17 protein-coding genes are annotated in these 24,932 nt (G+C 42.4%); 10 read left to right on the plus strand and 7 right to left on the minus strand.

Annotation, left to right across the window (positions count from 1 at the left end):
- Window positions 1–4: 4 nt before the first annotated feature.
- The 4 genes from ACK8HY_RS12550 to ACK8HY_RS12565 all read right to left on the minus strand — a co-directional run bounded on the left by ACK8HY_RS12550 (window position 5) and on the right by ACK8HY_RS12565 (window position 7,361).
- Entirely contained in the window at window positions 5–1,246 is a 1,242-nt protein-coding gene (locus ACK8HY_RS12550; RefSeq protein ID WP_254846246.1) for an exo-beta-N-acetylmuramidase NamZ domain-containing protein, read from the minus strand.
- A gap of 443 nt (window positions 1,247–1,689) precedes the next feature.
- Window positions 1,690–2,340, minus strand: coding sequence for an N-acetylmuramoyl-L-alanine amidase (locus tag ACK8HY_RS12555; protein ID WP_077437176.1), 651 nt, complete (start codon window positions 2,338–2,340; stop codon window positions 1,690–1,692).
- A gap of 74 nt (window positions 2,341–2,414) precedes the next feature.
- Window positions 2,415–4,187, minus strand: coding sequence for a SusD/RagB family nutrient-binding outer membrane lipoprotein (locus tag ACK8HY_RS12560; protein ID WP_077437177.1), 1,773 nt, complete (start codon window positions 4,185–4,187; stop codon window positions 2,415–2,417).
- A 12-nt stretch (window positions 4,188–4,199) separates the two neighbouring features.
- Window positions 4,200–7,361 carry a SusC/RagA family TonB-linked outer membrane protein gene (locus ACK8HY_RS12565; protein ID WP_077437178.1) on the minus strand — a complete coding sequence of 1,054 codons (3,162 nt, stop codon included), beginning with the start codon at window positions 7,359–7,361 and terminating at the stop codon, window positions 4,200–4,202.
- 314 nt (window positions 7,362–7,675) lie between these two features.
- On the opposite strand from ACK8HY_RS12565, the gene ACK8HY_RS12570 reads away from it, so the two are divergent.
- On the plus strand, window positions 7,676–10,684 hold the full coding sequence (locus tag ACK8HY_RS12570) for a SusC/RagA family TonB-linked outer membrane protein (RefSeq protein ID WP_077437179.1): 3,009 nt from the start codon (window positions 7,676–7,678) through the stop codon (window positions 10,682–10,684).
- Between the two features lie 99 nt (window positions 10,685–10,783).
- A complete protein-coding gene (locus ACK8HY_RS12575; RefSeq protein WP_077437180.1) occupies window positions 10,784–12,079 on the plus strand; it encodes a RagB/SusD family nutrient uptake outer membrane protein in 1,296 nt (431 codons plus the stop codon).
- 31 nt (window positions 12,080–12,110) lie between these two features.
- Here ACK8HY_RS12575 and ACK8HY_RS12580 read toward each other — a convergent pair whose 3' ends face one another.
- The 3 genes from ACK8HY_RS12580 to nagA form a co-directional block, all read right to left on the minus strand.
- Window positions 12,111–12,665, minus strand: coding sequence for an acyl-CoA thioesterase (locus ACK8HY_RS12580; protein ID WP_077437181.1), 555 nt, complete (start codon window positions 12,663–12,665; stop codon window positions 12,111–12,113).
- Window positions 12,666–12,868: 203 nt separating this feature from the next.
- Window positions 12,869–14,500: a glycoside hydrolase family 10 protein gene (locus ACK8HY_RS12585; protein ID WP_077437182.1), complete on the minus strand. Its 1,632-nt coding sequence runs from the start codon at window positions 14,498–14,500 to the stop codon at window positions 12,869–12,871.
- Window positions 14,501–14,673: 173 nt separating this feature from the next.
- Window positions 14,674–15,780 carry an N-acetylglucosamine-6-phosphate deacetylase gene (gene nagA / locus ACK8HY_RS12590; RefSeq protein WP_077437376.1) on the minus strand — a complete coding sequence of 369 codons (1,107 nt, stop codon included), beginning with the start codon at window positions 15,778–15,780 and terminating at the stop codon, window positions 14,674–14,676.
- Window positions 15,781–16,056: 276 nt separating this feature from the next.
- Between nagA and ACK8HY_RS12595 the strand changes: the two genes are divergently transcribed.
- From ACK8HY_RS12595 to ACK8HY_RS12630, 8 genes are all read left to right on the plus strand, one after another.
- Complete coding sequence (locus ACK8HY_RS12595) at window positions 16,057–16,188, plus strand: DUF6728 family protein (RefSeq protein WP_317041807.1); 132 nt, start codon at window positions 16,057–16,059, stop codon at window positions 16,186–16,188.
- Between the two features lie 9 nt (window positions 16,189–16,197).
- Window positions 16,198–16,584, plus strand: coding sequence for a RidA family protein (locus tag ACK8HY_RS12600; protein ID WP_077437183.1), 387 nt, complete (start codon window positions 16,198–16,200; stop codon window positions 16,582–16,584).
- 3 nt (window positions 16,585–16,587) lie between these two features.
- Window positions 16,588–17,499 carry an EamA family transporter gene (locus ACK8HY_RS12605; protein ID WP_254846247.1) on the plus strand — a complete coding sequence of 304 codons (912 nt, stop codon included), beginning with the start codon at window positions 16,588–16,590 and terminating at the stop codon, window positions 17,497–17,499.
- Window positions 17,500–17,678: 179 nt separating this feature from the next.
- Entirely contained in the window at window positions 17,679–18,287 is a 609-nt protein-coding gene (locus tag ACK8HY_RS12610; protein ID WP_077437184.1) for a hypothetical protein, read from the plus strand.
- A 448-nt stretch (window positions 18,288–18,735) separates the two neighbouring features.
- The gene (locus ACK8HY_RS12615; RefSeq protein WP_077437185.1) at window positions 18,736–21,795 is read left to right on the plus strand and encodes a SusC/RagA family TonB-linked outer membrane protein; all 3,060 of its coding nucleotides are present in this window, start codon (window positions 18,736–18,738) and stop codon (window positions 21,793–21,795) included.
- A gap of 10 nt (window positions 21,796–21,805) precedes the next feature.
- Window positions 21,806–23,476 carry a RagB/SusD family nutrient uptake outer membrane protein gene (locus ACK8HY_RS12620; protein ID WP_077437186.1) on the plus strand — a complete coding sequence of 557 codons (1,671 nt, stop codon included), beginning with the start codon at window positions 21,806–21,808 and terminating at the stop codon, window positions 23,474–23,476.
- Between the two features lie 207 nt (window positions 23,477–23,683).
- Window positions 23,684–24,100 carry a hypothetical protein gene (locus tag ACK8HY_RS12625; RefSeq protein ID WP_139351172.1) on the plus strand — a complete coding sequence of 139 codons (417 nt, stop codon included), beginning with the start codon at window positions 23,684–23,686 and terminating at the stop codon, window positions 24,098–24,100.
- 83 nt (window positions 24,101–24,183) lie between these two features.
- The gene (locus ACK8HY_RS12630; RefSeq protein ID WP_077437188.1) at window positions 24,184–24,897 is read left to right on the plus strand and encodes a hypothetical protein; all 714 of its coding nucleotides are present in this window, start codon (window positions 24,184–24,186) and stop codon (window positions 24,895–24,897) included.
- The last annotated feature ends 35 nt before the right edge of the window (window positions 24,898–24,932 follow it).

Here is a 24,932-nt window from a genome sequence, read left to right on the forward strand (position 1 = left end):
TAAGCTATTCAAAATCAGCATACAGCAGATATTTTTTACGCATACTTTTATAAGCTTTTAAATCATCCGCCCAGGAAGCCCTGATTTCGGCCTCAGACATTCCGGCTATGATCTGCTTACGCAATTGATCTGTTCCGGCGAGCTTGTCAAAAAATTCCGGTCTAGCGAAAAATGTCGCCTTATCCGGCGTCTTGTTGTAAAAGTCGAGCAAATATTTTAAAGTAAATTTTTGATCATCAGGATTCAGCTCCCTTAGATCAATACCATAATTTTTAGCCCCTTTCCCCTCCACATGTTTTGACATACCATGACGTTCACCCGGCGTAAACACAAAAGAGCCATACACAGGATTTGTATACCCCAACACCTGGAAAGGCCAATCTGTACCGCGCCCTACCGAAATATCTGTTCCTTCAAACAAACATAAGGAGAGATACAAACGCACAGAAAGCTGGTTTGGCAAACTCGGCGAGGGAATGATCGGCAGGTTGTACATCTTTTTATGATCCCAATTTTGAACTTTTACGATTTGTAGATCAGCCTGACGTCCATTTTCCAGCCATTTTTCACCATTGATCATCTGTGCTAGTTCGCCAATGGTCAAACCGTGAATCATCGCGATTTTATGCCAGGAAACATCAGACTTAAATTTATCGTCATGCCGCACAGGTCCATCCACCTGATCACCATTGGGGTTGGGACGATCCAAGACAACCAGTTTTTTATTATGCTTTGCACACAATTCCATCACCCGGTGCAAAGAAGTAATATAGGTGTAGAATCGTGCTCCGACGTCCTGCAAATCAAAAATCATAACATCAATAGAATTGACAATCGAATCCTGTTTTTTATTTCCCCCGTACAGGGTAAATAAAGGCAGGCCTGTTTTTTGATCGACATCGTTACCAAATTTCTCTCCGCGCTCTACGTTACCACGAAAACCGTGCTCTGGTGCAAAGGCAAACTTCAGATCAACTTTATTTTCAAGCAAAACATCCACCAGATGCCGTTTATCACTCCCCACAATTGAAGTCTGATTGCCCATAATTCCAACTTTCTTACCTTTTAACTGTGGCAGATACAAAGACAGCTGGTCAGCCCCCGGGGCGATCGTGCTTTTCTTGCTAATTGATAGCGTATCGCTATTTTTTGTATTTAGCCGTCTTGCTTTCAGTGAATTCCCGCAAGAGAAAAAGGCGACAAGAGATAGTACACAGGCTAATTTTAGTAAGGCATATTTCATCATAAATAGACTATTTGCTCGTGCATAAATTGCATTTTTATGCATGAATAATTGAAAATCAGAATAAAAGTAAGTAGAAGTTTTCGTTTTTAAAACAAAATAACTTATAAAAACGCAAAAGAAAGTAAGTGTTTACTTACAAATAACGATAAAAACAATCACTACAACACAAACAAAATGAACAAAAAAGCGCTTGAAACCCTAATAATTACCGAAACAGCATTGAATATAGGAGAGAACCGTAAAGCCAGCAAAAAACAGAAAATAGCGATGCTATGATTTAACATCTCATTAACAATACAGCAAAACAAAGCAAACATGCAAAACGAACTTATGCCTTTTGAAGACGCAATATTGACAAGAGCATAAAGTTTTGAAAATTCAAGACAACAAAAAAGCTGGGCAGCAAGCTAATGCCACCGGTTAGCATATCAATATATACGGAACTAAGGTAGAGGTTTGAGTTTTAGTTCGACTAGATGACCTCTTAAGGAATGCATAAATTTATCTCCCGGATCATCTTTCCCTGTGATATATTTTGGATCAGTTTCCTTCCACCACGAAGTTTTTTTGAAGCGTTGATATTCATGGTGCCCGATCACATATTCAATAGCGTATTTTTTGCTAAGATAACGGATCAATTCTTCATTTGCTTTCAATTGGGCATCCGTTAAAGGGTTCTGCCGACTACCTATATTTTCAATACCGATTGCACAATAATTGAGGCCAATGGTGTGCCGTGCGAAAATTGTATCAGGCAAAAATTGATAGATCGTTCCATCACGGTCGATCACAAATTGGGACGAGACATTGAGTGCACTAGCTTTTGTTAATTCCGGCCGCCCTGGTAATTTCACTGGATTGAAAGTATTGAATGTTGCTTTTACACTATTGTTTGCGGTCCAATGCACGACAATCATCCTCGGTCGTATTGCCGGCGTAGATTGATTTAAGCCGTGCCTATTTTTCAGATAATCCAGCGATAGTTGAATACGCTCCTGATTCCAGGTGATCGGTTTTTGAACAATCTTGGGTGATTGTGCAAAAAGCGATATTGTCCAAAGGCAATTTAACAGTACAAAAAAGATAGTCTTCATACTCGAAGGTATGAAAAAAGGCCCGGTTCAAAAAAAATAAAACCGGGCCTTTAATTTATCTATATTAGAGAGCATTACTCCTTCGTATCCCACCAGACAGGGAAAGACCAAATATCATCGTTCAACGCATTTGGATGAGATGCTTTTAAGTTATCGGAATTGTAGTTGATTTCATGCGAAACCTGACGAACCCTTCTAAACTGTTTTCCTTGAGGTATTTTAGTTTGGGCCGCCGCGGTCACCGTGTATTCATAAGGGACCGACCACCCTGGATATACCGAACTGCTAAAATCATAGCGACGCATATCATTCCAGTTTTGCTGCGAGAACGAAAGTGCGATAAATTTTTGTGTCATAATTTTAGCCAATGTAATATTTCCAGCCGTACCAATGCCATTATTTAGGAAATTATCAATCTTCGCCTGCGTCATTGGCGATTTGCTCGGACTGGCATCCGCATACGAGTTTAGCTTTATATTCATTAAGTCAATATGTGCTTTGATCCCCTCTTTATAGGCATTAAAAGCGCCAGCTTTATCCCCCTTATTAAACAAAATCTCAGCTTTAATAAAGCACATCTCCGGGTAAGCAACTAGATGAGTAGGCGCATCCGGACGCGAATAAAATGTACCCGAAGCAGCAACGGTACCATCTTTCCACCTATAGGTATCTGACACATCACTGTCATAGCCCTTAGAGCTACTCTTAATGGAAACATACACCGTATCTCCCCAACGTGCCGTATTGGCGCTGTTAATATACCAGGAATGTGGGTTTACTGTACGGCCGTTACTCTGAATAGCTTCATCCTTATCGTTATAAGAGGATGCTATCGGCCCAGAGTTCATGCGGATAGTAGACTGCATATCCACCCCCTTAGACCGGATCATTTTTTTTGGATAACCATACTCTGCCCAAGGCAATAATTTATCCGCCCGCGGATCCTCTATGCCTTTATTGTCAAAATTGGTCAATAGATTTTCATACCACTTCGTAACCAATGTATTGGTATTCATACCCGCATTATTAAAAACGATGGACGTTTTTACGGGATCCGCAAATAGGATATCCCCTATATTGTCAGTCGCATCATCCATATGGGCAATTACTGTGCTTTCACCTACCGAAGTAGCCGCCTTATTTAACGCTGCCAGTACATCATCTGGCTTGTATAAAGCGCTCTTTTTCGACAGATTATTTAACCACCTCGCTTTCAATCCATAACACATTTTCAACCACTTACTTACATCCCCGCCATTCCAGCTATCACCCGCTGACAACGGCGCAGCAGTGCCAGGCTGAGTCATATTAAAATATTCAATTGCCTTATCAATATCAGCGAGACAACCTTCGAAGATTACTTTTCCACCATCAAACTTAGGTGTTATGATGGTACCCAAGGCCTCCGTATAAGGCATCTCCCCATACCAATCCGTCATTAGCATAAAACCCATGGCGCGGATAGCATGTAACGCCCCCAGATAATGGTAAGCCTTATCAGCCGTAGCCTTATCTTCCATATCTTTAAAATTGGCCCCTGCGCCAACAAAGAAAAACTGATAGGGTGTGGTAGACATACCTGCTGCGGGGTTCCAGCCAGCAATCATGCTGTTGGATGCGGTACTGTTGACAAATGTCAGTTGCTGTGTTACAAAACCCGCTCGTGTGCCCGCCGTACCTTGTGCATACATATAATAATGTTGTATCCAAGCCAGACGACTTTGAACCGAAGCAACGGTACTTGACGGCGTATTAGGATCTATATTGATATCCAACCATTTTTTACTACAGGATGAAAATAAAGTTAGAACCAACAGAAATGAGACTATTCTCTTATATTTATTCATGACTCTTCTATCTTAAAATCTAAAATTTAAACCAAACATGACACCAGCGGTACTTGGCACCCCATTGTAATCTATACCGACCGAACTAGATCCCGTGACGCCAGATCCCGCAGCGGAAGCTTCCGGATCGAGACCTTTGTAGTTGGTCAACAACCAGAGATTAGTACCAGTCAAGGTAGCTGTAAGACCTTTAACCACTTTGGAAACACCAGCGTTCTTCAGGAGACCATTCGAAAAGTTATAGGACATTGAGATATTCCTCAAGCGCAACCAGTTTGTCTTCACCATAAAGTTCGCGCTTTCCCGGGCATAGAAATCACTCCAATAATCTTGGATAATTTTCCGTCCACTTGTTGATACACCTTTAATAGTATACATCTGATCGGCCAAGAAAGTGAATGTTTTGTTTTCGTACACTGGAGCGTCATTTGTTCCGCCGTTACGGATAGCACCATCCAAAATTAACTGATCACGATCCTCGGTCCGCTTGCTCATACCATTGATTGTCATTGCGTAATCCGTACCATTATAGATATCACCACCTATACGGAAATCAAAAAGGAAAGACAGATTAAAATTTTTATAAGTCAAGCTGTTATTGAACCCACCCGTCAGCTTAGGCTCACGGTTTCCGATATTATACGTCGTCTGATTGTCACTAGTCGGCATACCTGTATTGGCATCCAAAACAACTTTTCCATCGGGCGTACGGGTCCATTGCGAACCTGAGATTCCCATAAAATTTCCTCCGTTAAAGGATGCAGCTTTCGCATTTCCCACCTGCACATCTGTGACATACAAAATGTTGACACCTGCAAGCAAGTTGTCTACTGTCCCTTTATTTCTGGACATATTTAACGTAGATTCCCAAACAAAGTCATTTTTCACGATCGGCTTACCAGTTAAGGACAACTCCATCCCTTTATTGTAGATATCTCCACCGTTGACCGAGATGAAAATATAACCTGTCGACTGTCCCAAACGCGGTGACAGGATCTGGTTATAGGAATTATTGGTGTAGTAGGCATAATCCACGCCCAATCGCCCTTTAAAGAAGCGCAGTTCAGCGCCGACTTCAAACGAACCTGTTGTTTCAGGTTTTAAGAACGGATTACCTTTCTGCCAATTATTTCCAGCACCGACAATTCCACCTAAATATTCAACAGGTTTCCAAAGGTAGGTATTGGTCACATACGGGTTTGCATCTTTACCCACTCGCGCCCAGGAAGCTCTCAACTTTCCGAAATCCAGCCAGTCTGGACGACTGTCTTTCATCAGTTCGGTAAACACAAAGCTACCGCCAACAGAAGGATAAAAATAGGACCTATTGTCTACTGGCAGAGTTGAGGTCCAATCATTTCTTCCCGTAACATTCAAAAACAACATATTTTTATAGGAAGCCCTTAACTCACCGTACAAACCAAATAGGCGTTTTTTTGTATTGTTCACTGCAAACTGTTTATTCGCCGCAGCTATATTTTCGAAACTGTAAAAATTGTCAACCTCAAAATGATAGCCCATTCGGCGGTTTGTTGTTGTCTTGGTTTGCTCAGAGAAAAATCCAACTAAAGCACCTAGATCAAAATCACCTACCTTTTTATTGAAATTGGACATGATATTGGAAGACCAATAGTTGTATTTGAAATCACTTTCCGACATCATACCTTTTTGCCAAGGTTTCTTAATTGCACCACCTTCACCGATAATCGTTGAGTTTTTAGTCAGATAGCTATCCATCCCGACACGATAGGTCAGGCTCCACCAATCAAAAATAGGCATCGTTGCATTGATACTACCCGTGATACGCTCTGTATTATCCCCTAATATATTCCGGTTAATGGTCCAATACGGATTTTCGATATCAGATTCCAGCGGCTGGCGCCCCTCAAACATCCGATATTTCGTCCCGTCATCATTGAGGTACTTTTTCATGTTATCGCTACGCGACCAGCTGTACAGGGATTCCATCGCACCCGTACCACCAGATCCCCATAGCCCAGCAGATGTCAAGGTTTTATCCGTATTTGCCAACGAATATCCGACATTGGCGCCTACCGTCAACTTACCAAATTTCTGATCGCCGTTAAAGCGGAAGGTGGTTTTGTCAAAGCTTGTATTAGGCACAATACCCTTTTGATCAAAGCGGGAACCAGACAGGTAGAATGATCCATTTTTATTTCCACCTGACAAATTAACGGTATTGTCAAATACCGTCGAATGCTGGAAGAAATCTTTCACGTTATTATAAACAACATCATTACTTCCAAACTTCTCGCCCCAGGATTGCGTAGTATAATCATCTAGTACACCAGCACTGTTGTAATAGCCGCGTTTATATTTTCCTTGTTGCTCCGGCAACCGGTTAACCCAGTTATTTGAAAACCTACTTGAAAAACCAATCTCAGTACGTCCCTCCTGTCCCTTTTTCGTCGTAATAATAATGGCTCCCGCAGCAGCTCTTGATCCGTATAAAGCAGCGGCAGCCGGGCCTTTTAATACCGATACATTATCGATATCTTCTGGGTTTATATCCATGACACGGTTGCTGTTTGAGGTTGCTGTCGCTTGTGCTCCATCGAAGGCACTATTCCCGCCTATTACCGTGGAGTTATCGTAGATCACACCATCGACAACAAATAAGGGCTGGTTATCCCGTTCAAGAGAAGTACCGCCGCGAAGAATAATCTGTGCACCGGCACCAGCCGAACCCGACGCCTGAGTCACATTAACACCGGCAATCTTACCAGCTAGAGAGTTAACCACATTAGCCGTTTTATTCTTCATCAATTCATCAGCCTTGATATCTTGAACTGCATAACCTAACGCTTTCTTCTCTTTCTTTATCCCCATCGCTGTCACAACCACCTCTTCCAACGCTTCCTCACTTCCAGAAAGTGAAATATTAACGGTAGCATCTGAACCCACAAGCTGCTGTTTTTCTTTCGATCCAACAGCCCGGAAAATTAAAATATCCCCTGGCTCGGCTTTAATCGTAAAACTTCCATCTGGATTAGTTTGCGTGCTGACAGGTTTTCCTTTGATGCTGACGGTAACATTAGCCATAGATCCACCATCCGAGGCATTCGTCACCTTACCTGTAATTGTTTTGGTCTGTGCCCATAAACTGGTAGATAGCATCACTCCTGAACAGAATAAGAGTAATTTTTTATTCATGGTATTTAGTTAGTTGTTAATAATTGATCATAACGGGAGGTTCCAGCCCGAGGTTTACATCAATTATAATACAATACTATAAAAAGGAGTTTAGTTATGCAAGTTTATGCATAAGTATTTGAAAAAGAATTAAAAATAATGGAACTACCGCATCTCCCGACAACAAAACAACCTTTGAATAAGCATCAAAAACACATAAAAACGCAAAATGTAGCAAAAAAAATACAAAACAGTATTAACAAACTGCTAAAACCCCTATATTTATATTAAACAAGGATCACAATAGTCACCCTATTGTACATAAATCTAAATTCATGACAAAACATCTACTAAACAGCAAATTACATTATCGTTGTTATGCACTTCTAGCGCTATTAAGCACAAGCTCCGTAGTGTTTGCGCAGCAAAAAAATTACACGATCAAAGGTAAAGTGACAGATTCCCGCACCGGACAATCTGTCCCCGGCACCACCATTAAGCTCAAGGGAACCAACCAATCCGTCAGCACCAATGCTAACGGTGAGTTTACCTTAACCACATCCATCAATCCCGGAAAGTACGACCTCGTATTATCCAATGTAGGTTATGCGCCGACCACCACGCCCATCGAACTCGGAAACCAGACAACGCTTACACTCACTCCAAGCCTGCAGGAAGATTTAGTGCGGATGAATGAGGTAATTGTTATCGGTAACGCGGTGGGAACAAGTCGTAAAGTCTTAGGTAATGCCGTTTCGACCGTCAATGCCAAAGATATTGCCAATAGTAACGCAACATCAATTGACCAGGCGCTAACGGGAAAAGTCGCCGGCGCCCAAATTTCCCAAAACTCCGGAAACCCTGCCGGCGGTATCAGCGTACAATTACGCGGTCCTAGTTCCATTGTTGGGAGTGGCAGTCCACTCTATATCGTGGATGGTGTTATTGTCAACAACTCTTCTGCGGAGCTATTGGACCTAGGTGGATATAGTCAGAATAGATTGGTCGATATCAACCCCGCTGACATCGAAAACTTTGAGATCATCAAAGGTGCTGCCGCGGCCGCCATCTATGGTTCCCGGGCCAGCAACGGTGTTGTGCTGATTACCACAAAAAAAGGAAAAGAGGGAAAGCCTACTTTTACCTTTAGCACAAGCTTGAAAACCTCTTCTCTACGAAAAAAACTTCCGTATAATACCTTCAACAAAACATTTGTCAATACAACGGCCACCGATCTCACGCAAACAGATGTCACAAGATACGATTACCAGGACAAAATCTTCCAGACCGGTATTGGCACTGATAATAACATTTCTATGTCGGGAGGTACGGCAGGCACAAAATACTATGTCAGCGGCAATTACCTAAACAACCAAGGTATTATCAAAAGTACCGACTTTACCCGTGCGGGACTGCGTGCACGCCTGGACCAAGATCTAAATTCCTGGCTAAAACTCGGTGCCGGAATGAATTATGTATATAGTCATTCCAACGAAATGCCCAATGGTGGCATGAATGAAGCCTATGGTGCGTTGACCGGATTTATTTTCAGCAATAATTTTATTGATCCCGAAAAAGACCAAAATGGGAAATATCCTTCCACGACACCAGTGAATGTGGTCAAAAGGACAAACCCACTTGAAGCGATCAATAATTTTAAATTCGCTCAACGCACAAGCCGCTTTATCGGAAATCTGTCCTTACAGGCCAGACCACTGGAGGGCCTAACCTTGAACTATATCTTAGGATTTGATAACAGCAATTCGCTGGGCACGGCCTATATCCCACCTGGTAATACCACCCCTTCTTATGGAACGGGTTACGCCCAACGTGCGGATATCAGCATCTTTATGCTTAATAATGATTTCAATGCCTCTTATCAGACAAAGATTGGAGATTGGCTGGAATCGACTTCCGGTGCTGGTCTAACTTTTCAAACCGAAAAAAACATGTCGACCAACATGAAAGCGACACAAATGGGATACGGCGGCGAAACAGTCAATAATGGCGTCGTTGTACCGACGGAACTCCGCTCCGATATGAATATTTTCGGTGCCTTCTTCCAACAGACATTCGGGATCAAAGAGAAATTGTATCTAACGGGTGCTATTCGCTATGATATGTCCTCTGTTTTTGGAAGCGAGAATCGTAGCCAATTCTATCCAAAGGTAAGTGGTAGCTATGTCCTATCCAATGAACAATTCTGGCAGAATTCAGCCATTAACAATGTTTTCTCTAGTTTTAAGATCCGGGCCTCGTATGGTCAGTCTGGCAACCTTACCGCGTTGAGCCCCTTCAGTAGATACACCAACTATTCGCCGCTAAACACTGGCGGCATTAATGGGATCATTCCCACAGACCTCATGGGTAATGAAGGTGTAAAACCCGAACGTCAAGAAGAGTTCGAAGTAGGTACAGACCTCAGCATGTTCCATGATCGTTTAGGACTGGAGTTTTCCTATTATCGAAAAAATGTCAAAGATCTCCTTATGAACATCAATTTGACACCTTCCACAGGTTATATGTCCCAATACGCCAACATTGGAACAATGACCAACCGAGGAATGGAATTTCTATTACGTGGGATTCCAGTATTAAAAGAAAACTTCAAATGGAATATTACGGCTGTTTACTCCCACAACAAAAACGTCGTCAATAATGTCCCAGGAGGAATATTAATGTATTCCGCTGGATTCGGCCAAGTGGCTGCAGTCAACGGATCCCCTTTAGGAGCCTTCTACGCAACTTATTTTGCACGAAACGAAGACGGATCCATTTATCACAATCCTGCTGGTCTTCCGACAACAGCCAAAGTTGGAAAAGACAACAATGGTATTCCTACTGGCGCCACACTTAAAAAAGTCATTGGCGACCCTAATCCGGATTGGACAGGGTCTTTGATTAACGAAATCAATGTCGGTTCAAAATGGACCTTCCGGGCTCAATTAGATGCCGTCGTCGGTCAGGATGTCTTTAATTTCACGAGACGTGTCGGTGACCGCGACCTATATGGCGGCCTTGCAGGATATGAGCCAGAACTGAGAGGTGAGGTTCCCAAAGGTACTTCAGCAGCATTGTTCTCCATTATGGAAAACTGGATTGAAAAGGGATCCTTCGTCAAAGTAAGAGAAGTCTCAGCATCTTACAATTGGGTACGTCCAAACGCTAAGATTAAAAATATCCGTTTTTCCCTAGCCGGCCGCAACTTATTCTCTTTCGACAATTATAGCGGCTGGGATCCTGAAGTTAATGCTGCAGGGCAGAGCAATGCCGTCCGTGGGTTTGATTTCGTCGAAGTCCCACTCCCAAGGCAGGTCATTGCAGGAGTCAATCTCACATTTTAATTTAACAATACCAGCACAACCATGATGTTTAGACAGCCACAGATCGTTAAATGGATAAAACCATTCTCCGTTGTCTGATCATCCTTAAAAAATATTCAAATGAAAAAGATTTTCAACTATAAATTCCTCCTGCTTGCGGCGATGGCATTGAGCTTCAATAGCTGTAAAATGGATGTACCCAACATAAATCAACCAAGTGGAAGTGCAGTCCCAACAACCCGGGAAGGGATCATTGCTATTAGCGCGGGTTTACAGATGTACTATTCCACCAATGGCGTAGCCGCGACCTATTTTTACCCTGCCGTAACAGCACGCGAACTTAAGGGTGTTGCTACCTTTACCAACACCTTAGAACTTGAGGCAGGGGGTACTGAATTACCGACAGCCAACGGAAACATCCTGACCCTATGGTCCAGTATGCAAAAACTTCTCGGCATGAGTGAAAGTGTGCTCAACAATGCCGCGTCCATCAGTACCTTAACCGGCGGCACACTATCCGGTACATTGGCGAATGCCCACTTATACAGGGCAATAGCGCTTGGCGCACTGGCAACAAGTTTTGAGAAAGCGAATACACATACCCAAAAAGATGGTAAAGTGACTTTCGTGGATAGACAAGCGGTTCTTGCAGAGGCTATCAAATCTTTAAACACGGCAATTGCCCTGGTTCAACAAACACCCATATCATCCGAATTTACATCAAGTGTAACTGGATCGACCATTCACCTACTGAATTGCCTACACGCCTTCAATGCTCGCTTTAACCTCATGGCCGGCAATTACCAACAGGCCTACAGCGAAGCTAACCTTGTTGATTTAACCAAAAAAAGTACATTTACCTATACAGCAATAAGTGTTAATCCCCTTTGGAATCAGACCAATATCTTGAAATATTACATCGTTAGGGAAAACCTGGGTCTCCCGACAGGCCTATTTGAAACTGGCGATAAACGTCTTGACTTCTATACCAAACTTAGCGGTACAACGCTGCAGCTTAAAGGTTTCTCCGAGACACAGACCGGAGAAGTTCCTGTTTACTTACCTGACGAAATGAAACTGATTAAAGCGGAAGCCTTATTACGCAACAACGGTTCATTGACCGAGGCGCGGGATCTGATCAATGAAGTTCGCACCCAAGCCAACGGCGATCTATTCAACGTCAATGCTAGTCTTCCCGCATATGCAGGAGCCGTCAACAAAAATGAGCTGTTGCTTGAAGTCTATAAACAGCGCTGCGCAGAGTTATTTATGTCAGGTTTACGACTGGAGGACAGCAGACGGTTCGGCCGTCCTGCCCCGCCACAAAACACAACAGAACGCAACCGGAATTTCTATCCTTATCCCGATCAGGAGCGAATAGGTAATCCGAATACACCTGCGGATCCGGCTATTTAAGAAAATAGGGGCTATCACGACAAGATAGCCCCTATTTTTTCAATGCAATCTTAACATCATAATGCGCACTGATATACGCTTGCTGCTCCATTGAGTCCCGCTCCAGGTCATGAATAGCACGGTCACGTTCTTTGTCCACCTCCATTTTTACTACACAACGGTAAAATCGAAACAGGTCTTTCTCCGTTTCCAGAATCAAGCGTGGCACACGCACCGGTTTACCGGTTTCATCCTTAGCAACCATAGTAAAATAAGAGGAGTTGCAATGTTTAGTTTCCCCTGTCTGGATGTTCATCGCTTCTACCCGGATCCCCACCTCCATCGATGAATTGCCCACATAATTAACCGAAGCAATCAATGTAACCAACTCTCCTACCTCTATAGGTTTCAAAAAATCAACCTTTCCAACAGAAGCCGTCACACAATAATGCGCCGAAAACTTAGAGGCTACCGCAAAGGCTATCTGATCCATCAGGGACAAAATATAGCCTCCATGGATCTTCCCGCCAAAATTGGCATTGGATGGTAACATCAGCTGTGAAATTCGGATCACCGAATCACTAACGGTTTTATAGATTTCTTCCATATCCCTAAATTTACCCCAGACAGATCAAAATTCAAAACAAAATCACAGTATCCCTACTCGTTTTGATCAAAAGAGACAAATAAACTCCATCAGCCGGCACACAGGCGCCTCACCTAAAAAATAGGGCAACTTAATAACAGGCAAAAAGCAAAGGGATATCCGAAATAATCAGATACCCCTTTTTCAAATAGTACAAAAGTTCTTTATTTGATTTTTTCAGCGATATAAGGGCTTTCATTGCTCAGACGGTCAACAGCCTTAACCGCAACATATTGCAGTTTTTTATTATTTAACGACGTCGGCACATCTTTCGTTGTTACACCCGGTTCCAGGATCTCATACGTCCATTGCCCACCATAGTTCAGATACAGCACCCATTTTGCAACCTGGTCTACTTGCTGATGCTGCCATTTCAAGAAAATATTATTTCCTTGTGGTGTCAGCAACAACGACGGTTTCAATAGTGGGTTCGCATTCAGCCATGGCGTTGTTGGGACCAAGGCCTTAGCTTGATAAGGTCCATCCACAAGCGCTTGGGTCATCGCTGGATTTTTTGTTAGGCCTGCCAAACTCCAATGAATAACACCCTCCCGATTATTTGGTAAAAGATCCCTTGCCGCGGCAACCTGATTGACAATTTCCTGCACATATTCTGGTCCACGTCTTCCCACCGTATTGATCCCCGGCCAAAGGTGACGGCCCATGGTATTTTCACTTTCCCACCATTTCAATAAAGCCGTATAACTTTGTCTAGCGGGTTGGATTGGCCAATAAAGCTGCGGCGCAAAATAATCAACCCAACCTTTGTTCAACCACAGCTTGGCATCAGCATATAACATATCGTATTGACTTGAACCCTGTATTCCCGCAGGATATCCCGGCTTCCAGATCCCAAAAGGACTGATCCCAAATTTCACAAAATTCTTTTCCTTTTTAATATCTTTGTAAATACGTTCAATAAAGGTATTCACACTGTTTCTCCTAAAATCACCGCGCGAAAGGGTACCACCATTACGTTTAAATTCGTTATAGCTATCCGAATCCGGGAAGTCTTGTCCGCCATTGTATTCCGCATAAGGATAGAAGTAGTCATCAAAATGTACCCCATCAATATCATAACGCTTCACAATATCCATGACCACGCGGGCTGCATGATCCTGTGTCGACTGTTTCGATGGGTCAAACCAGTAATATCCCTGCTTTAATTTCACAACAGATTCAGGCATCTTGCGTGCCATTGAAGATGATGTCACTGTTCCTCCGGCAGTATGGTGCGCACGATAAGGATTTAACCAAACATGAAGCTCGATTCCCCTTTTGTGTGCCTGCTCCACCCAAAATTCCAGTGGGTCATAATAAGGTGATGGCGCCTGACCTTCAGTTCCTGTCAAAAAATAAGACCAAGGTTCTAGATCACTCTTATAAAAAGCATCCGCCGAGGGACGGACCTGGAAGACAACCGCATTAAAATTATTGTTCTTTAAAAAATCCAAAATACCGATCGCTTCCTGCTGCTGCTCGGCAGTACTGAGGTAATTTTTGCTCGGCCAGTTGATATTGGCGACAGAGGCCACCCAGGCCGCACGGAATTCGCGTGGCACAGCCGGGAGTTCAACAACGATATCCTTCTTTTTTTCAACAGCAGGCTGTTCTTTGGTCTCTTTAGTCTCGATTGTATTTTTCATCCGCTCTCTTTTTGGAACCGAAGGCGGATCTTTTTTTACAATTTCAACATTGGTATTCGTATTTACAGGTTCTTCCTTTTTATTTTTCTTGGATGAACAAGAAGACAAAAGAAAGACTGCCGTAGCTAAAAATAATAAGGAACGTTTCATTAAGCGATAAAGTCTAGTGTTTTTTTTCAAAATAACTCCCAAAACTAAGCTAAATTTCAATAGGAAAGAAATTCAGCTTTCGTTCACCCTTCTTACAATATGTTTACATCAGATGAAAATACTCCTCATATAAGTCAATTTCTGATGATAACATAATCTTCCCAACAGGCTCATCAATAGCGCGGCTCCCCTTTAAAGAAAACCTGCTCCAAACTGAAATCATCCGTAAACACGATGACATTAGCCATGCTACCTACATTGAGATTCCCAATATCGCTTCTTTGCAACAGGTTTGCTGGATAGCTTGTGGCCATCCGGATTGCTTCGTCCAATGGGATTCCCACCTGCTCTACACAATTTCTGATTCCTTCAAACAGGGAAATGGCTGCTCCTGAAATCGTGCCATCCGGCAAAGCGTAATAACCGTCATTCAACACATGCTGATAAATCCCTTTATCACAGGCGGCAACAGCATCAGTAATCATAAATAAACGGTCGCCCATTTGCTTTTTAGCAATTTTCACGGCTTCAAAGCTGACATGATGTCCATCCACAATAATACTCGCACAGGCTTTGTGATGGTTAAAAATAGCTCCGACCAAACCCACCTCGCGATGATGCAATGGCGACATGGCGTTAAACAGATGTGTACTCGTCGGGATTCCTGCATCGTAACCATGTGTCCCTTCGACAAAAGTAGCGTCACTGTGCCCAGCACTGAGCAGCAACTGATAGGTTTGCAGATACCGCAGCAGTTGATCCGAAAAACATTCAGGAGCAATTGTCATCATCTTAACAACCTTAGTCCCTAGGAGCAGATCGTCAATCCTTTCCTTCGTCGGTTTTATAATCAGTTCTTCCGGATGAGCTCCCCGTTTTTTTGCATTCAGAAATGGACCTTCTAGGTGCAGCCCCAGAAAAGCATCATGATGGTAGCTCTCAGCGACACGGATAGCTTCTTTGAACACCGGAATAGTATTCGTTGCCAAAGTCATCATATAGGAAGTCGTCCCCTTATCAATCAATCCGTCAGAGATCCGCTCCAATGACTCCTGACTGAGCTCGGCAGAATAGAGATCCGAACCGTCACCATATAACTGCAGATCAACCAATCCGGCGCAGATATTCGCGCCTTTGACATCATGAAGATGATAATCCGCGGGGATATCTTTATCATTGACCGTACCAACAATCTTCGCTCTCTCTAAAAGCAATGTCTTTTTTTCTAAAACTTCTGTGCCGGTATAGATCTTACCGCCAGTCAATGCTATTTTCTTCATTAAAATCATTTTACATTTTTCCTTTGGGACGCTTCAACTTGCAAACATATCGGGGTCAGAATATCGACTTATTATCCGCTCGAAGAGCTTAAGACATCGCCGCAACAATTCTTCCTTAGCCCCTACCATACCTTCTTCCGGTTTCCCTGTATTTTTCAGCCGTAAAAATTTACACAGTAGGCTCCTGATCCTAAAGTTAGGATTTGTATTCGCCCTATCCCAAAGTTTTTGCGTTTTTAATTTTAACTTTTTAATTTACTGTCGTAACTTAGTTCCATGTACTTTTTCAGAAAGCGCAACGCTGACCGGCCCAGCAATGGCAGTATCAGAGCCATGCATATCATTAATGCAACGGCTATTATTGTCTTTTTATTGGGGCTGATCTATAAAATATTTTTTTCATCCTAAACAAGCATCATGTCAAAAAAAGAGATCTTAAATACAGACAAAGCTCCTGCAGCGATCGGACCCTATAATCAAGCTATCAAAGCAGGAAATACCCTTTATGTATCGGGTCAGATTCCACTTATACCAGAGACCATGGAACTGATATCTTCAGGTGTAAAAGATGAAGCACACCAAGTGTTGAAAAATGTGGAGGCCATCTTAACACATGCAGGCTATACATTTCAGGATGTTGTCAAAGCCTCAATTTTTTTAAGTGACATGGGCAATTTTAGCCTTGTTAATGATGTGTATGCCGAATATTTCAAGGAGGCACAACCGGCACGTGAGTGTGTGGCCGTGAAAACATTACCAAAAAACGTCAATGTCGAAATTTCGGTCATTGCCTGGAAAGATTAATCCGTGGAAAATAATAACGAAACTGTAAGCCGCGGAAAATATCTTTTCGCGGCTTTTTTGGCACCTTTTATCTGGGGGTTCATGTCCATTTCGGTTCGCTGGATACGGGAATATCCCGCCGAGGATATTCTATATTTCAGGATAATAACGGCTTTAGCTGTGCTCTGGCTCTACCTCTTGTTATTCCAAAGAAAGACTCTGCGTTCAGACCTCGAAAAATTCAGAAACCTCCCCCGAAACCATAAGATTCGGCAGAGCGGCCTTACTATACTCGCTTCCCTGCTGATTTTCGGCAATTGGTTTACGTATATCTATGCCGTCAATCATATCAGTATCCAATCTGCGGCACTGGCCTACCTGACCTGTCCATTGATCACTGCAGCAGCAGCCTACTTTATCTTAAAAGAAGCATTGCGCCCCATTCAGAAGGTGGCGTTACTCATCGCATTTGGCAGTGTTTGTCTATTGGCCAAGGGTTCATTGAATGATGTTTTGTGGGCCGCAACCATTGCAACCTTTTATGCCTTCTACCTTATCGTACAGCGCATCTCGACCGGCTTTAACAAACTCAACCAATTAGTTGTCCAACTGAGCATCTGCGCCCTATTTGTCATTCCCAAACTGATCTATAACCACCATGATATTCCTACCGCTCCCATCTTCTGGGGTACAATTTTACTGATCGCTGTTGTATTCACTATTATCCCGCTTTTCTTGAGCATGTATGCGCTAACCGGAATTTCCTCAACAACAGCAGGCGTATTGTTATACATCAATCCAATCATTGCCTTCACGCTGGCGGCGACCTATTTTCAGGAATCAGTCCCCTTTGTCAAGTACGTAGCTTATGGTATTATACTATTGGCGATTGTTCTATTCAACAGCAGCAATTTGCGGCAGATTAAGAAAAATTAGATTAGGATGTAGCGAAGCAGATAGGATATGCGTATTTATGGTGTAAATAACCAATAAATTAAATACAAATTATGAGACATCATGTAATATACGGCCTATTTTTTTTATGCCTAATTTTTGTTTCCTGTAAAAAAGAAAGTCTCTCATCGGATCATTGGGGGGAATTAAGGGCTAAAAAAATGGAGGAAATCCAGCTCCTAATCAATTCTAAAACAGCAACAAATATTGATGACTGGTACGTAAAAGAAGCGAACCACTACTGGTGTGGAATGAGCTATTTTCCTATGCACAAATCGATGGAACAAGATTTTAACAGGCTATGGCAAGAATACAGAGACCTCTCCAAAAATGAAATAGATGCTGGGATTAAGGAAGGTGTTATTTATGAACCTTGCGATGACAATTATTGGTATAATGATTCTCCCATTCGTATGGTTCTTGAAAACCAACACCCAAAATTGATTTACCTACAAGATATTAGTCCGACAGAGTATAAAGAAATGCTACCTGCCCTTAAAGATAAAATCGACGCTTACAAAAATAAACTGACTTGTACAGGTAATGAGCAATGGTCAGCAACCCGGATTTTCGAAGGCTGTGATGAATCCCTATTACTTTACCAAAGAGATAAAGACTATACCGAAATCAAGAAAACTGTTGGGCGCTACAATGTGTTAAAGATCGCTTTAAGCAGCTTTGAAAAACCAGATTGCAAATTCACCCCTTCTCCAGCAGTCCAATCCATTACCTGCGAGAACGGCAAACCAACGATTCATCTGAAAAAGTAAGCAGCGAAATAGTAATTTTTAAAAAACTCCTCATACTTTATTTAATACCGGAAAGCTTCAACAATAAAATGTTGAAGCTTTCCGGCATTAAATATACCCCAAAAGATACATTTTTGACATAACGCAAAAAATTACAAAACAACACACAGCTAACAATCAAGTAGTTAGCGGCACAAATCCAGCATTTGTATCAATTTTGTTTCTTAAAATTTTTGATTTTTAATCAACAGTAGTAAATTAGTATTAATTAAGGGAATTCACATGTCCCTCTCCTCCCATCATATATAGGGTATTGAATAACATCCGATAATCATTTATTTTGCTCTCCTGGCAAGTTCAATCCCATTTTCACTAACCACATGCTAAATGGAATTAGCCCATTACCAAGGCAAAAGACTGCTATTGTGAAAAGAGGTATATAAAAAACTGAATATAACTCTTATACTAGATGAATAACAAATTATACACTACATTAAGGATGTTGAGTATTGTTCCAACAATGCTTTTTTCAGCATCTTTACTCCACGCACAGAGCAACCAGGTGAAAGGAACTGTTGTTGATGCAAAAACAAAAACTCCACTCGTCGGCGCCACCATTAAAGTATTGGGTACCTCGACCGCAAGCTCCACAGACAGTAAGGGAACATTTCAGATCAATGTAGACGACAAAAATCGTGTCCTGAATATCAGTACGATTGGCTACGAAAATAAAACCGTTACACTTGGACCCGGCGAAACCACCGTGACGATAAGTCTCGATGAACAGACACAACAACTTGAGAGTGTTGTTGTCACGGCACTCGGTATCAGCCGCGCACAGAAATCGCTTACCTATTCGACACAACAGGTCAATGGAGATGAACTGAACAAGGTAAAAAGTACCAATTTGGCCAATAACCTGAACGGTAAAGTAGCCGGGGTCAATATTGCTTCCAGTTCCTCCGGTCCTGGTGGTTCCGCAAAAGTCGTTTTACGTGGTAATAAGTCCGCTTCCGGTAACAACCAGGTATTATATGTGGTCGACGGTGTCCCGATCAATAACCAAACCTTAGCCGGTCAACCAGATAATGTTTTCGGTGGCCAGCGCGATGGTGGTGACCCGATATCACTGATCAATCCGGAGGACGTAGAAAATATCTCCGTACTAAAAGGAGCTTCCGCAGCAGCATTATATGGTAGTCAGGCCGCAAACGGTGTGATTTTGATCACCACCAAATCGGGGAAGCAAGGACGTACGACCATCAACTTTTCATCCAGTGCCCAAATCGAACAAGCAGTATCGACACCGAAGTTCCAGAACCAATATGGCCAAGGCTCAAAAGGCAAAAACAGTAACACAAGCGTGTTTAGCTGGGGTGATAAAACCAATGGCGCAAACTACGACAATGTTGGCGAATTTTTCCGTACGGGAAGTAATTTTACAAATTCACTGACACTCTCCGGCGGTAATGAGAAAAATCAAACCTACTTTTCTTATGCCAATACCCTTGCAAAAGGAATACTTCCAGAAAATGACCTGATGCGGCATAACTTCAATCTCAAAGAAAGTGCAACATTCTTTGATGATAAATTAACGGTCGAAGGAAGTGCAAACTACATTACACAAAAATTGGACAATGCGCCTACATCCGGATTCTATTATAGTCCTTTAGTAGGTCTTTATCTTTTACCCCGAAGTCTGAATATTGCGGATTATAAGAACTACGAAAAATTTAATCCAAATCGCAGCCTCAACGAGCAGAATTGGTTTACGCTTTCGGATGATGAAACCACACAACAAAATCCATGGTGGATTGCAAACCGGAACTCGACACGATCAACCAGAAACCGCTTATTGTTGAACGGAAGCGCAAAATATAAAATCGCACCATGGATCAGCGTGCAGGCACGCGGTAGCGTAGACCGGACGAGTGAGGTTTGGGACCGAAAAGCTTATGCAGGTACGCAGAAAATTCTTGCCCGCGAGAATGGAGCGTACAGCTACACCAATACCACCATTACACAACAATATGGTGATGTGGTTGCCAACATGAACTTTAACGCAGGAGACAAGCTGCAGATTACAGGATTGGTCGGTACGAGTATCACAGACTGGAAAACAGAAGGTACTGATTTCACCACCGGAAAAGATGGTCTAAAGGTTCCAAATCAATTCTTTATCCAAAATACAACCACTCCTGTCACTTCCACCTTATCTGCCAACCGCAGACAATTACAATCGGTATTTGCCTCGGCCAATTTAGCATATGATAATTGGATCTATTTGGACCTGACGGCTCGTAACGACTGGTCGAGTACACTTGCATTTACAGGTACAAAATCCTTCTTCTATCCTTCTGCGGGTCTGGGAATTGTACTGAATGACAAGCTCAACCTACCTGAATTTGTCAATATGGCCAAGATTCGCGGTTCTTACGCTGTAGTGGGGAACGACCTTCCACCTTATACGAGTCTATTGACAAATACAGTGAATCCTTATGCAGTGTTAACGGTTAATGATATTGCTTTCCTGAAAACTTTAAAACCGGAAAAGACCAAATCATTGGAAATCGGTACGGAATGGCGTATGTGGGATAGTCGTTTGAATGTCGACCTGACCTACTACAAAACCAATACAACAAATCAGTTCTTTAAGGTAGCCGCTAGCCACGCTTCATTGAACAAACAATATGCGATCAACGCCGGAAATATTCAAAATCAGGGGGTCGAAGCCTTGGTTTCATTGGATGCCATCAAGAATGATAATTTTACATGGACCACAAGCGTCAACTTCACCTACAACAAAAACAAGATTATCGAACTTGCAGATGCAGTACCTGAATTTAACCTGACCGGAGAAGGTAGAAATAACTTTGCTTCTAAACTGGAAGTTGGGGGATCTTTTGGTGACATCTACGGACAGGATTTTGTCCGCGATGATCAGGGCCGTATCTTAATTTCTGAGGACGGAATTCCACAAAAAACAAACGTCTATACCAAGCTTGGAAATTCCAATCCAATTTGGCAAATGGGCTGGAACAACAGTTTTAACTACAAAAACTTCAATTTAAGTTTCCTCATCGACGGCAAGTTCAACTATGAAGTGATGTCAGTGACACAATCTTTACTCGACGGTTATGGCGTATCGAAAGTAACTGGCGATGCCCGGGCCAATGGTGGTGTGATTGTCAATGGTGTCACGCCAGATGGCAAAGCGGTCACTAAAGTGGATGCGGAGCAATGGTACACATCAACTGCTGGTATGGGACCTGTGAGCAGTCAATATATCTATGACGGAACGGTGGTGAGACTGCGTGAACTTACCTTTGGTTATGATTTTAACATTAAAGATAGCTTCTTCAAAAAACTGCGTGTCAATGCTGTGGGAAGAAACCTATTCTATATCTCGAAAAAAGCACCTTTCGATCCCGAAGTGACCATGTCTACCGGCAACGCACTAAGCGGTGTTGATATCTTTATGATGCCAGCAACACGTAATTATGGTCTAACATTAAACGCAACGTTCTAACAGAAATACAATGAAATTTACAATAAAAAATATATCCAAGTTCTCTCTTGCACTTTTGGTTGTGGGTAGCACCTTGACAAGCTGTACCAAAAACTTTGAAGAGTACAACAAAAACAACATCGGTGTTACAGATGAGGACTTAAAAGGAGACGGACAAGATCTTGTCATTTTCCTTCGCAACGCTCAAATGTCCATTTATAACTTTTCAGGTGCTGGCGATCCAAACTCATACCAGGTGCAACAGAATCTGAATGCGGATGTTTATTCAGGCTTCTTTATGTCCCCAACGCCGTTCAATAGCGGCCAGAACAACCTCAATTATGCCATGGTAAATGGTTGGAACGGCGAATCTTTCCAAGTGTTATACCTCAATGTTATCAAGGCGATAGACAAATTGAAAAAAAATGGTCTTGCAGAAACTTATCCGGCATTATGGGGATCAGCGCTGGTCATCAAAGTGGAGGCTGCAAGCCGCGTTACTGATATCTATGGCCCTATCCCTTACAGTCAGGTGGGCACATCCAATACAATTCCTTACGATAAACAGTCGGATGTGTACAACAGCTTTTTCAAAGAACTTGATGAAGCGGTAACTGTACTGAAGGCTTATAAAGCAGATAGCCCAATGGCTGCAAAAATCGACCAGATTGATTTGGTTTTCCCAAATACAGATAATCAGGTAAGATTTAAAAATTGGTTAAAAATTGCCAACTCTCTGCGTTTACGCCTGGCAATGCGCCTGGTTAAAGTTGCCCCTCAGCTCGCAAAAGCACAAGCTGAAAAGGCATTGGATCCAGCCAATGGTGGTGTTCTGGAAAGCAATTCCGATAATTTCAAAGTTACCGTACCTACCGATGGGACCTATAGCAATCCACTTTGGTTTATTGCCAAAAACTGGGCCGATACACGTATCAATGCAACACTTTCATCTTACATGGTCGGACTGAAAGATCCTCGGATCTCGAAATATATGTCTCCCGTTTCAAATGATCCGACGTTGAAAGCAGTGGCAGGTCAATACATCGGTATTCGTACCGGTGCAGAGGGTATTGAAAAAGACAAATACCAAAAACTTTCAACATTGAATACAGAAGGTACCACACCGACCTTCACCGCGAGTACAGCACCGGTCCTGATGACAGCAGCAGAAGTTTACTTTTTACGCGCCGAAGCAGCCTTAAGAGGCTGGAACAATGCCGGCGGAACAGCGCAGGCATTGTATGAGAAGGGCGTGGAGACTTCATTCGCACAGTGGGGAGTTTCCTCAGCCGCGAATACTTACTTAAACGACAATACAAGCAAAGCGGCCGACTATGTCGATCCATTCAATGCAGACAATAATGCAAAATCACCAAGTTCATTAACGATCAAGTGGAACGAAGGTGCAACCAATGAGGAAAAACTAGAACGCATCATTACACAAAAATGGCTGGCCATCTTCCCTGAAGGACAGGAGGCATGGAGTGAATTCCGCCGTACCGGATATCCACGTTTATTCCCGGTAGTTGTCAACAACAGCGGTGGGCTCATCGACACCAAAATACAGATACGTCGATTGCCGTTCCCACAAAACGAATACAATACAAACCAAGCTGAAGTACAAAACGCGATATCACTTTTAGGCGGCCCCGACAATGGCGGAACCCGTCTATGGTGGGATGTTGCTAAAGGAAATTTCTAAGTAGAATTCCCAGCTATACCACAGCGGCTTAATCATAAGGTTAAGCCGCTTTTTTTTTGCGTACCGTTCATGTTTTCACCTTCCGCCCCCTCACCATCTGTCAATAAAACCTAGTTTTAAAATATCGCAGTCCCGAGAAATTTTCAATTGTCACTGTAGCAAACAGTACAGATTGACCGTTCAATAAAACAAACCAAATGTGCAATTATGAAAAGTTTGTCAACACTAGGCTTAACAACCATGCTCGCATGCATTATGCTATTTGTTGTCTGTAAATCCGAATCCCATCTTGACAATCTCTATAAAGGAAAAACCGAAAAGGAATTGGAAGCACTTTCAGCTGAAAAGTTCAGTAAAATCGTTGCATTCGCGAGCCCAAAAAACTGTTCCGACACCTCAGAATGGGAAATGATGGATATCCAGACCGTATGTGGCACTAGTTACATTCCTTACCACCGTTCAGTAGATAAGACCAGCTTGCAGAATATGGTCCATGATTATAATAAACTGATGAAAATATACCAGCCCATGATAGCGCCAAGGATCAACTGTATGCCCTATCAGAAACCTCTTGAAGTTATCTGTAAGGAAGGGAAAGCCTCTATTCTATACCAAAACCCCTAAAATCGCAAATATCATGGCTTCAAAACTGATCCATGCATCCTCCAGAAAGCCACAAAAATTGAACCGCACCAAATTATAGACAAATGAAAAAAATAATATTTACGCTTCCTATTATAGGATTTTTATTATTCCTAGCCTGTTCAAAAGACAATTTTAAATCGTTTGAATACTGGGACGAACAAGTGATTGAAAAAACTGAGGAACTCACTACGCTGCTCCAGTCTGTTCCCTGCACAAATATTGAGGAGTTTGAAATAATACAACAGCCCTACTATACCTATTACCTAGTACATTCCTCACTGAAGAGCCAATTCGAAAAATTAAAACAGGAATTGGATCATCTTCAGGACGAGCGTTATAAAGCCGCTGAACGTGAAGGTAAGATTCCTTATGAGACACAGCTTCTGAGCATGCCGATCCCCAATCCTCCCGTAGGAAAAATCTGTGACAACGGAAAACCCAAACTCCGCTTTGCAGATAATCTTTCCCTCGAAGAAGTAAACGTGGAATTGCCCAAAAGATACAAAGAGCTTCAAGAATTCTATAAAGACATTACCTGCGATAATCCAAACGATTGGCAAAGTCATTTTTTGCGAACAGGATGTTGTATGGAAGCAATCGCAGTACACAAAACCATCCGATCAGCAGAGATGATAGAAAAAATCCAACTATACAATCGACTCACCGAAAGAAAACTCAGTTTGGAAAAAACAAGCTGTCAAGGCGACTGTCCAAATAGCGCAAGACCAGTTCAATGCAGGGATGGCAAGCCATATATAGAAGTATATAAATCGTAAAAATTAAATTTTTCGTATTTTAGCCATTCGAGAAG

Origin of the sequence: Sphingobacterium sp. NGMCC 1.201703 (assembly GCF_047784615.1) — a bacterium.
Taxonomy (GTDB): Bacteria; Bacteroidota; Bacteroidia; order Sphingobacteriales; family Sphingobacteriaceae; genus Sphingobacterium.

What these genes read in the sequence shown, in the direction of transcription:
- ACK8HY_RS12550 (WP_254846246.1), bottom strand. Translation starts at nt 1,246, where the DNA reads ATGATGAAATATGCCTTACTAAAATTAGCCTGTGTACTATCTCTTGTC.
- ACK8HY_RS12555 (WP_077437176.1), bottom strand. Translation starts at nt 2,340, where the DNA reads ATGAAGACTATCTTTTTTGTACTGTTAAATTGCCTTTGGACAATATCG.
- ACK8HY_RS12560 (WP_077437177.1), bottom strand. Translation starts at nt 4,187, where the DNA reads ATGAATAAATATAAGAGAATAGTCTCATTTCTGTTGGTTCTAACTTTA.
- ACK8HY_RS12565 (WP_077437178.1), bottom strand. Translation starts at nt 7,361, where the DNA reads ATGAATAAAAAATTACTCTTATTCTGTTCAGGAGTGATGCTATCTACC.
- ACK8HY_RS12570 (WP_077437179.1), top strand. Translation starts at nt 7,676, where the DNA reads ATGACAAAACATCTACTAAACAGCAAATTACATTATCGTTGTTATGCA.
- ACK8HY_RS12575 (WP_077437180.1), top strand. Translation starts at nt 10,784, where the DNA reads ATGAAAAAGATTTTCAACTATAAATTCCTCCTGCTTGCGGCGATGGCA.
- ACK8HY_RS12580 (WP_077437181.1), bottom strand. Translation starts at nt 12,665, where the DNA reads ATGGAAGAAATCTATAAAACCGTTAGTGATTCGGTGATCCGAATTTCA.
- ACK8HY_RS12585 (WP_077437182.1), bottom strand. Translation starts at nt 14,500, where the DNA reads ATGAAACGTTCCTTATTATTTTTAGCTACGGCAGTCTTTCTTTTGTCT.
- nagA (WP_077437376.1), bottom strand. Translation starts at nt 15,780, where the DNA reads ATGAAGAAAATAGCATTGACTGGCGGTAAGATCTATACCGGCACAGAA.
- ACK8HY_RS12595 (WP_317041807.1), top strand. Translation starts at nt 16,057, where the DNA reads ATGTACTTTTTCAGAAAGCGCAACGCTGACCGGCCCAGCAATGGCAGT.
- ACK8HY_RS12600 (WP_077437183.1), top strand. Translation starts at nt 16,198, where the DNA reads ATGTCAAAAAAAGAGATCTTAAATACAGACAAAGCTCCTGCAGCGATC.
- ACK8HY_RS12610 (WP_077437184.1), top strand. Translation starts at nt 17,679, where the DNA reads ATGGAGGAAATCCAGCTCCTAATCAATTCTAAAACAGCAACAAATATT.
- ACK8HY_RS12615 (WP_077437185.1), top strand. Translation starts at nt 18,736, where the DNA reads ATGAATAACAAATTATACACTACATTAAGGATGTTGAGTATTGTTCCA.
- ACK8HY_RS12620 (WP_077437186.1), top strand. Translation starts at nt 21,806, where the DNA reads ATGAAATTTACAATAAAAAATATATCCAAGTTCTCTCTTGCACTTTTG.
- ACK8HY_RS12625 (WP_139351172.1), top strand. Translation starts at nt 23,684, where the DNA reads ATGAAAAGTTTGTCAACACTAGGCTTAACAACCATGCTCGCATGCATT.
- ACK8HY_RS12630 (WP_077437188.1), top strand. Translation starts at nt 24,184, where the DNA reads ATGAAAAAAATAATATTTACGCTTCCTATTATAGGATTTTTATTATTC.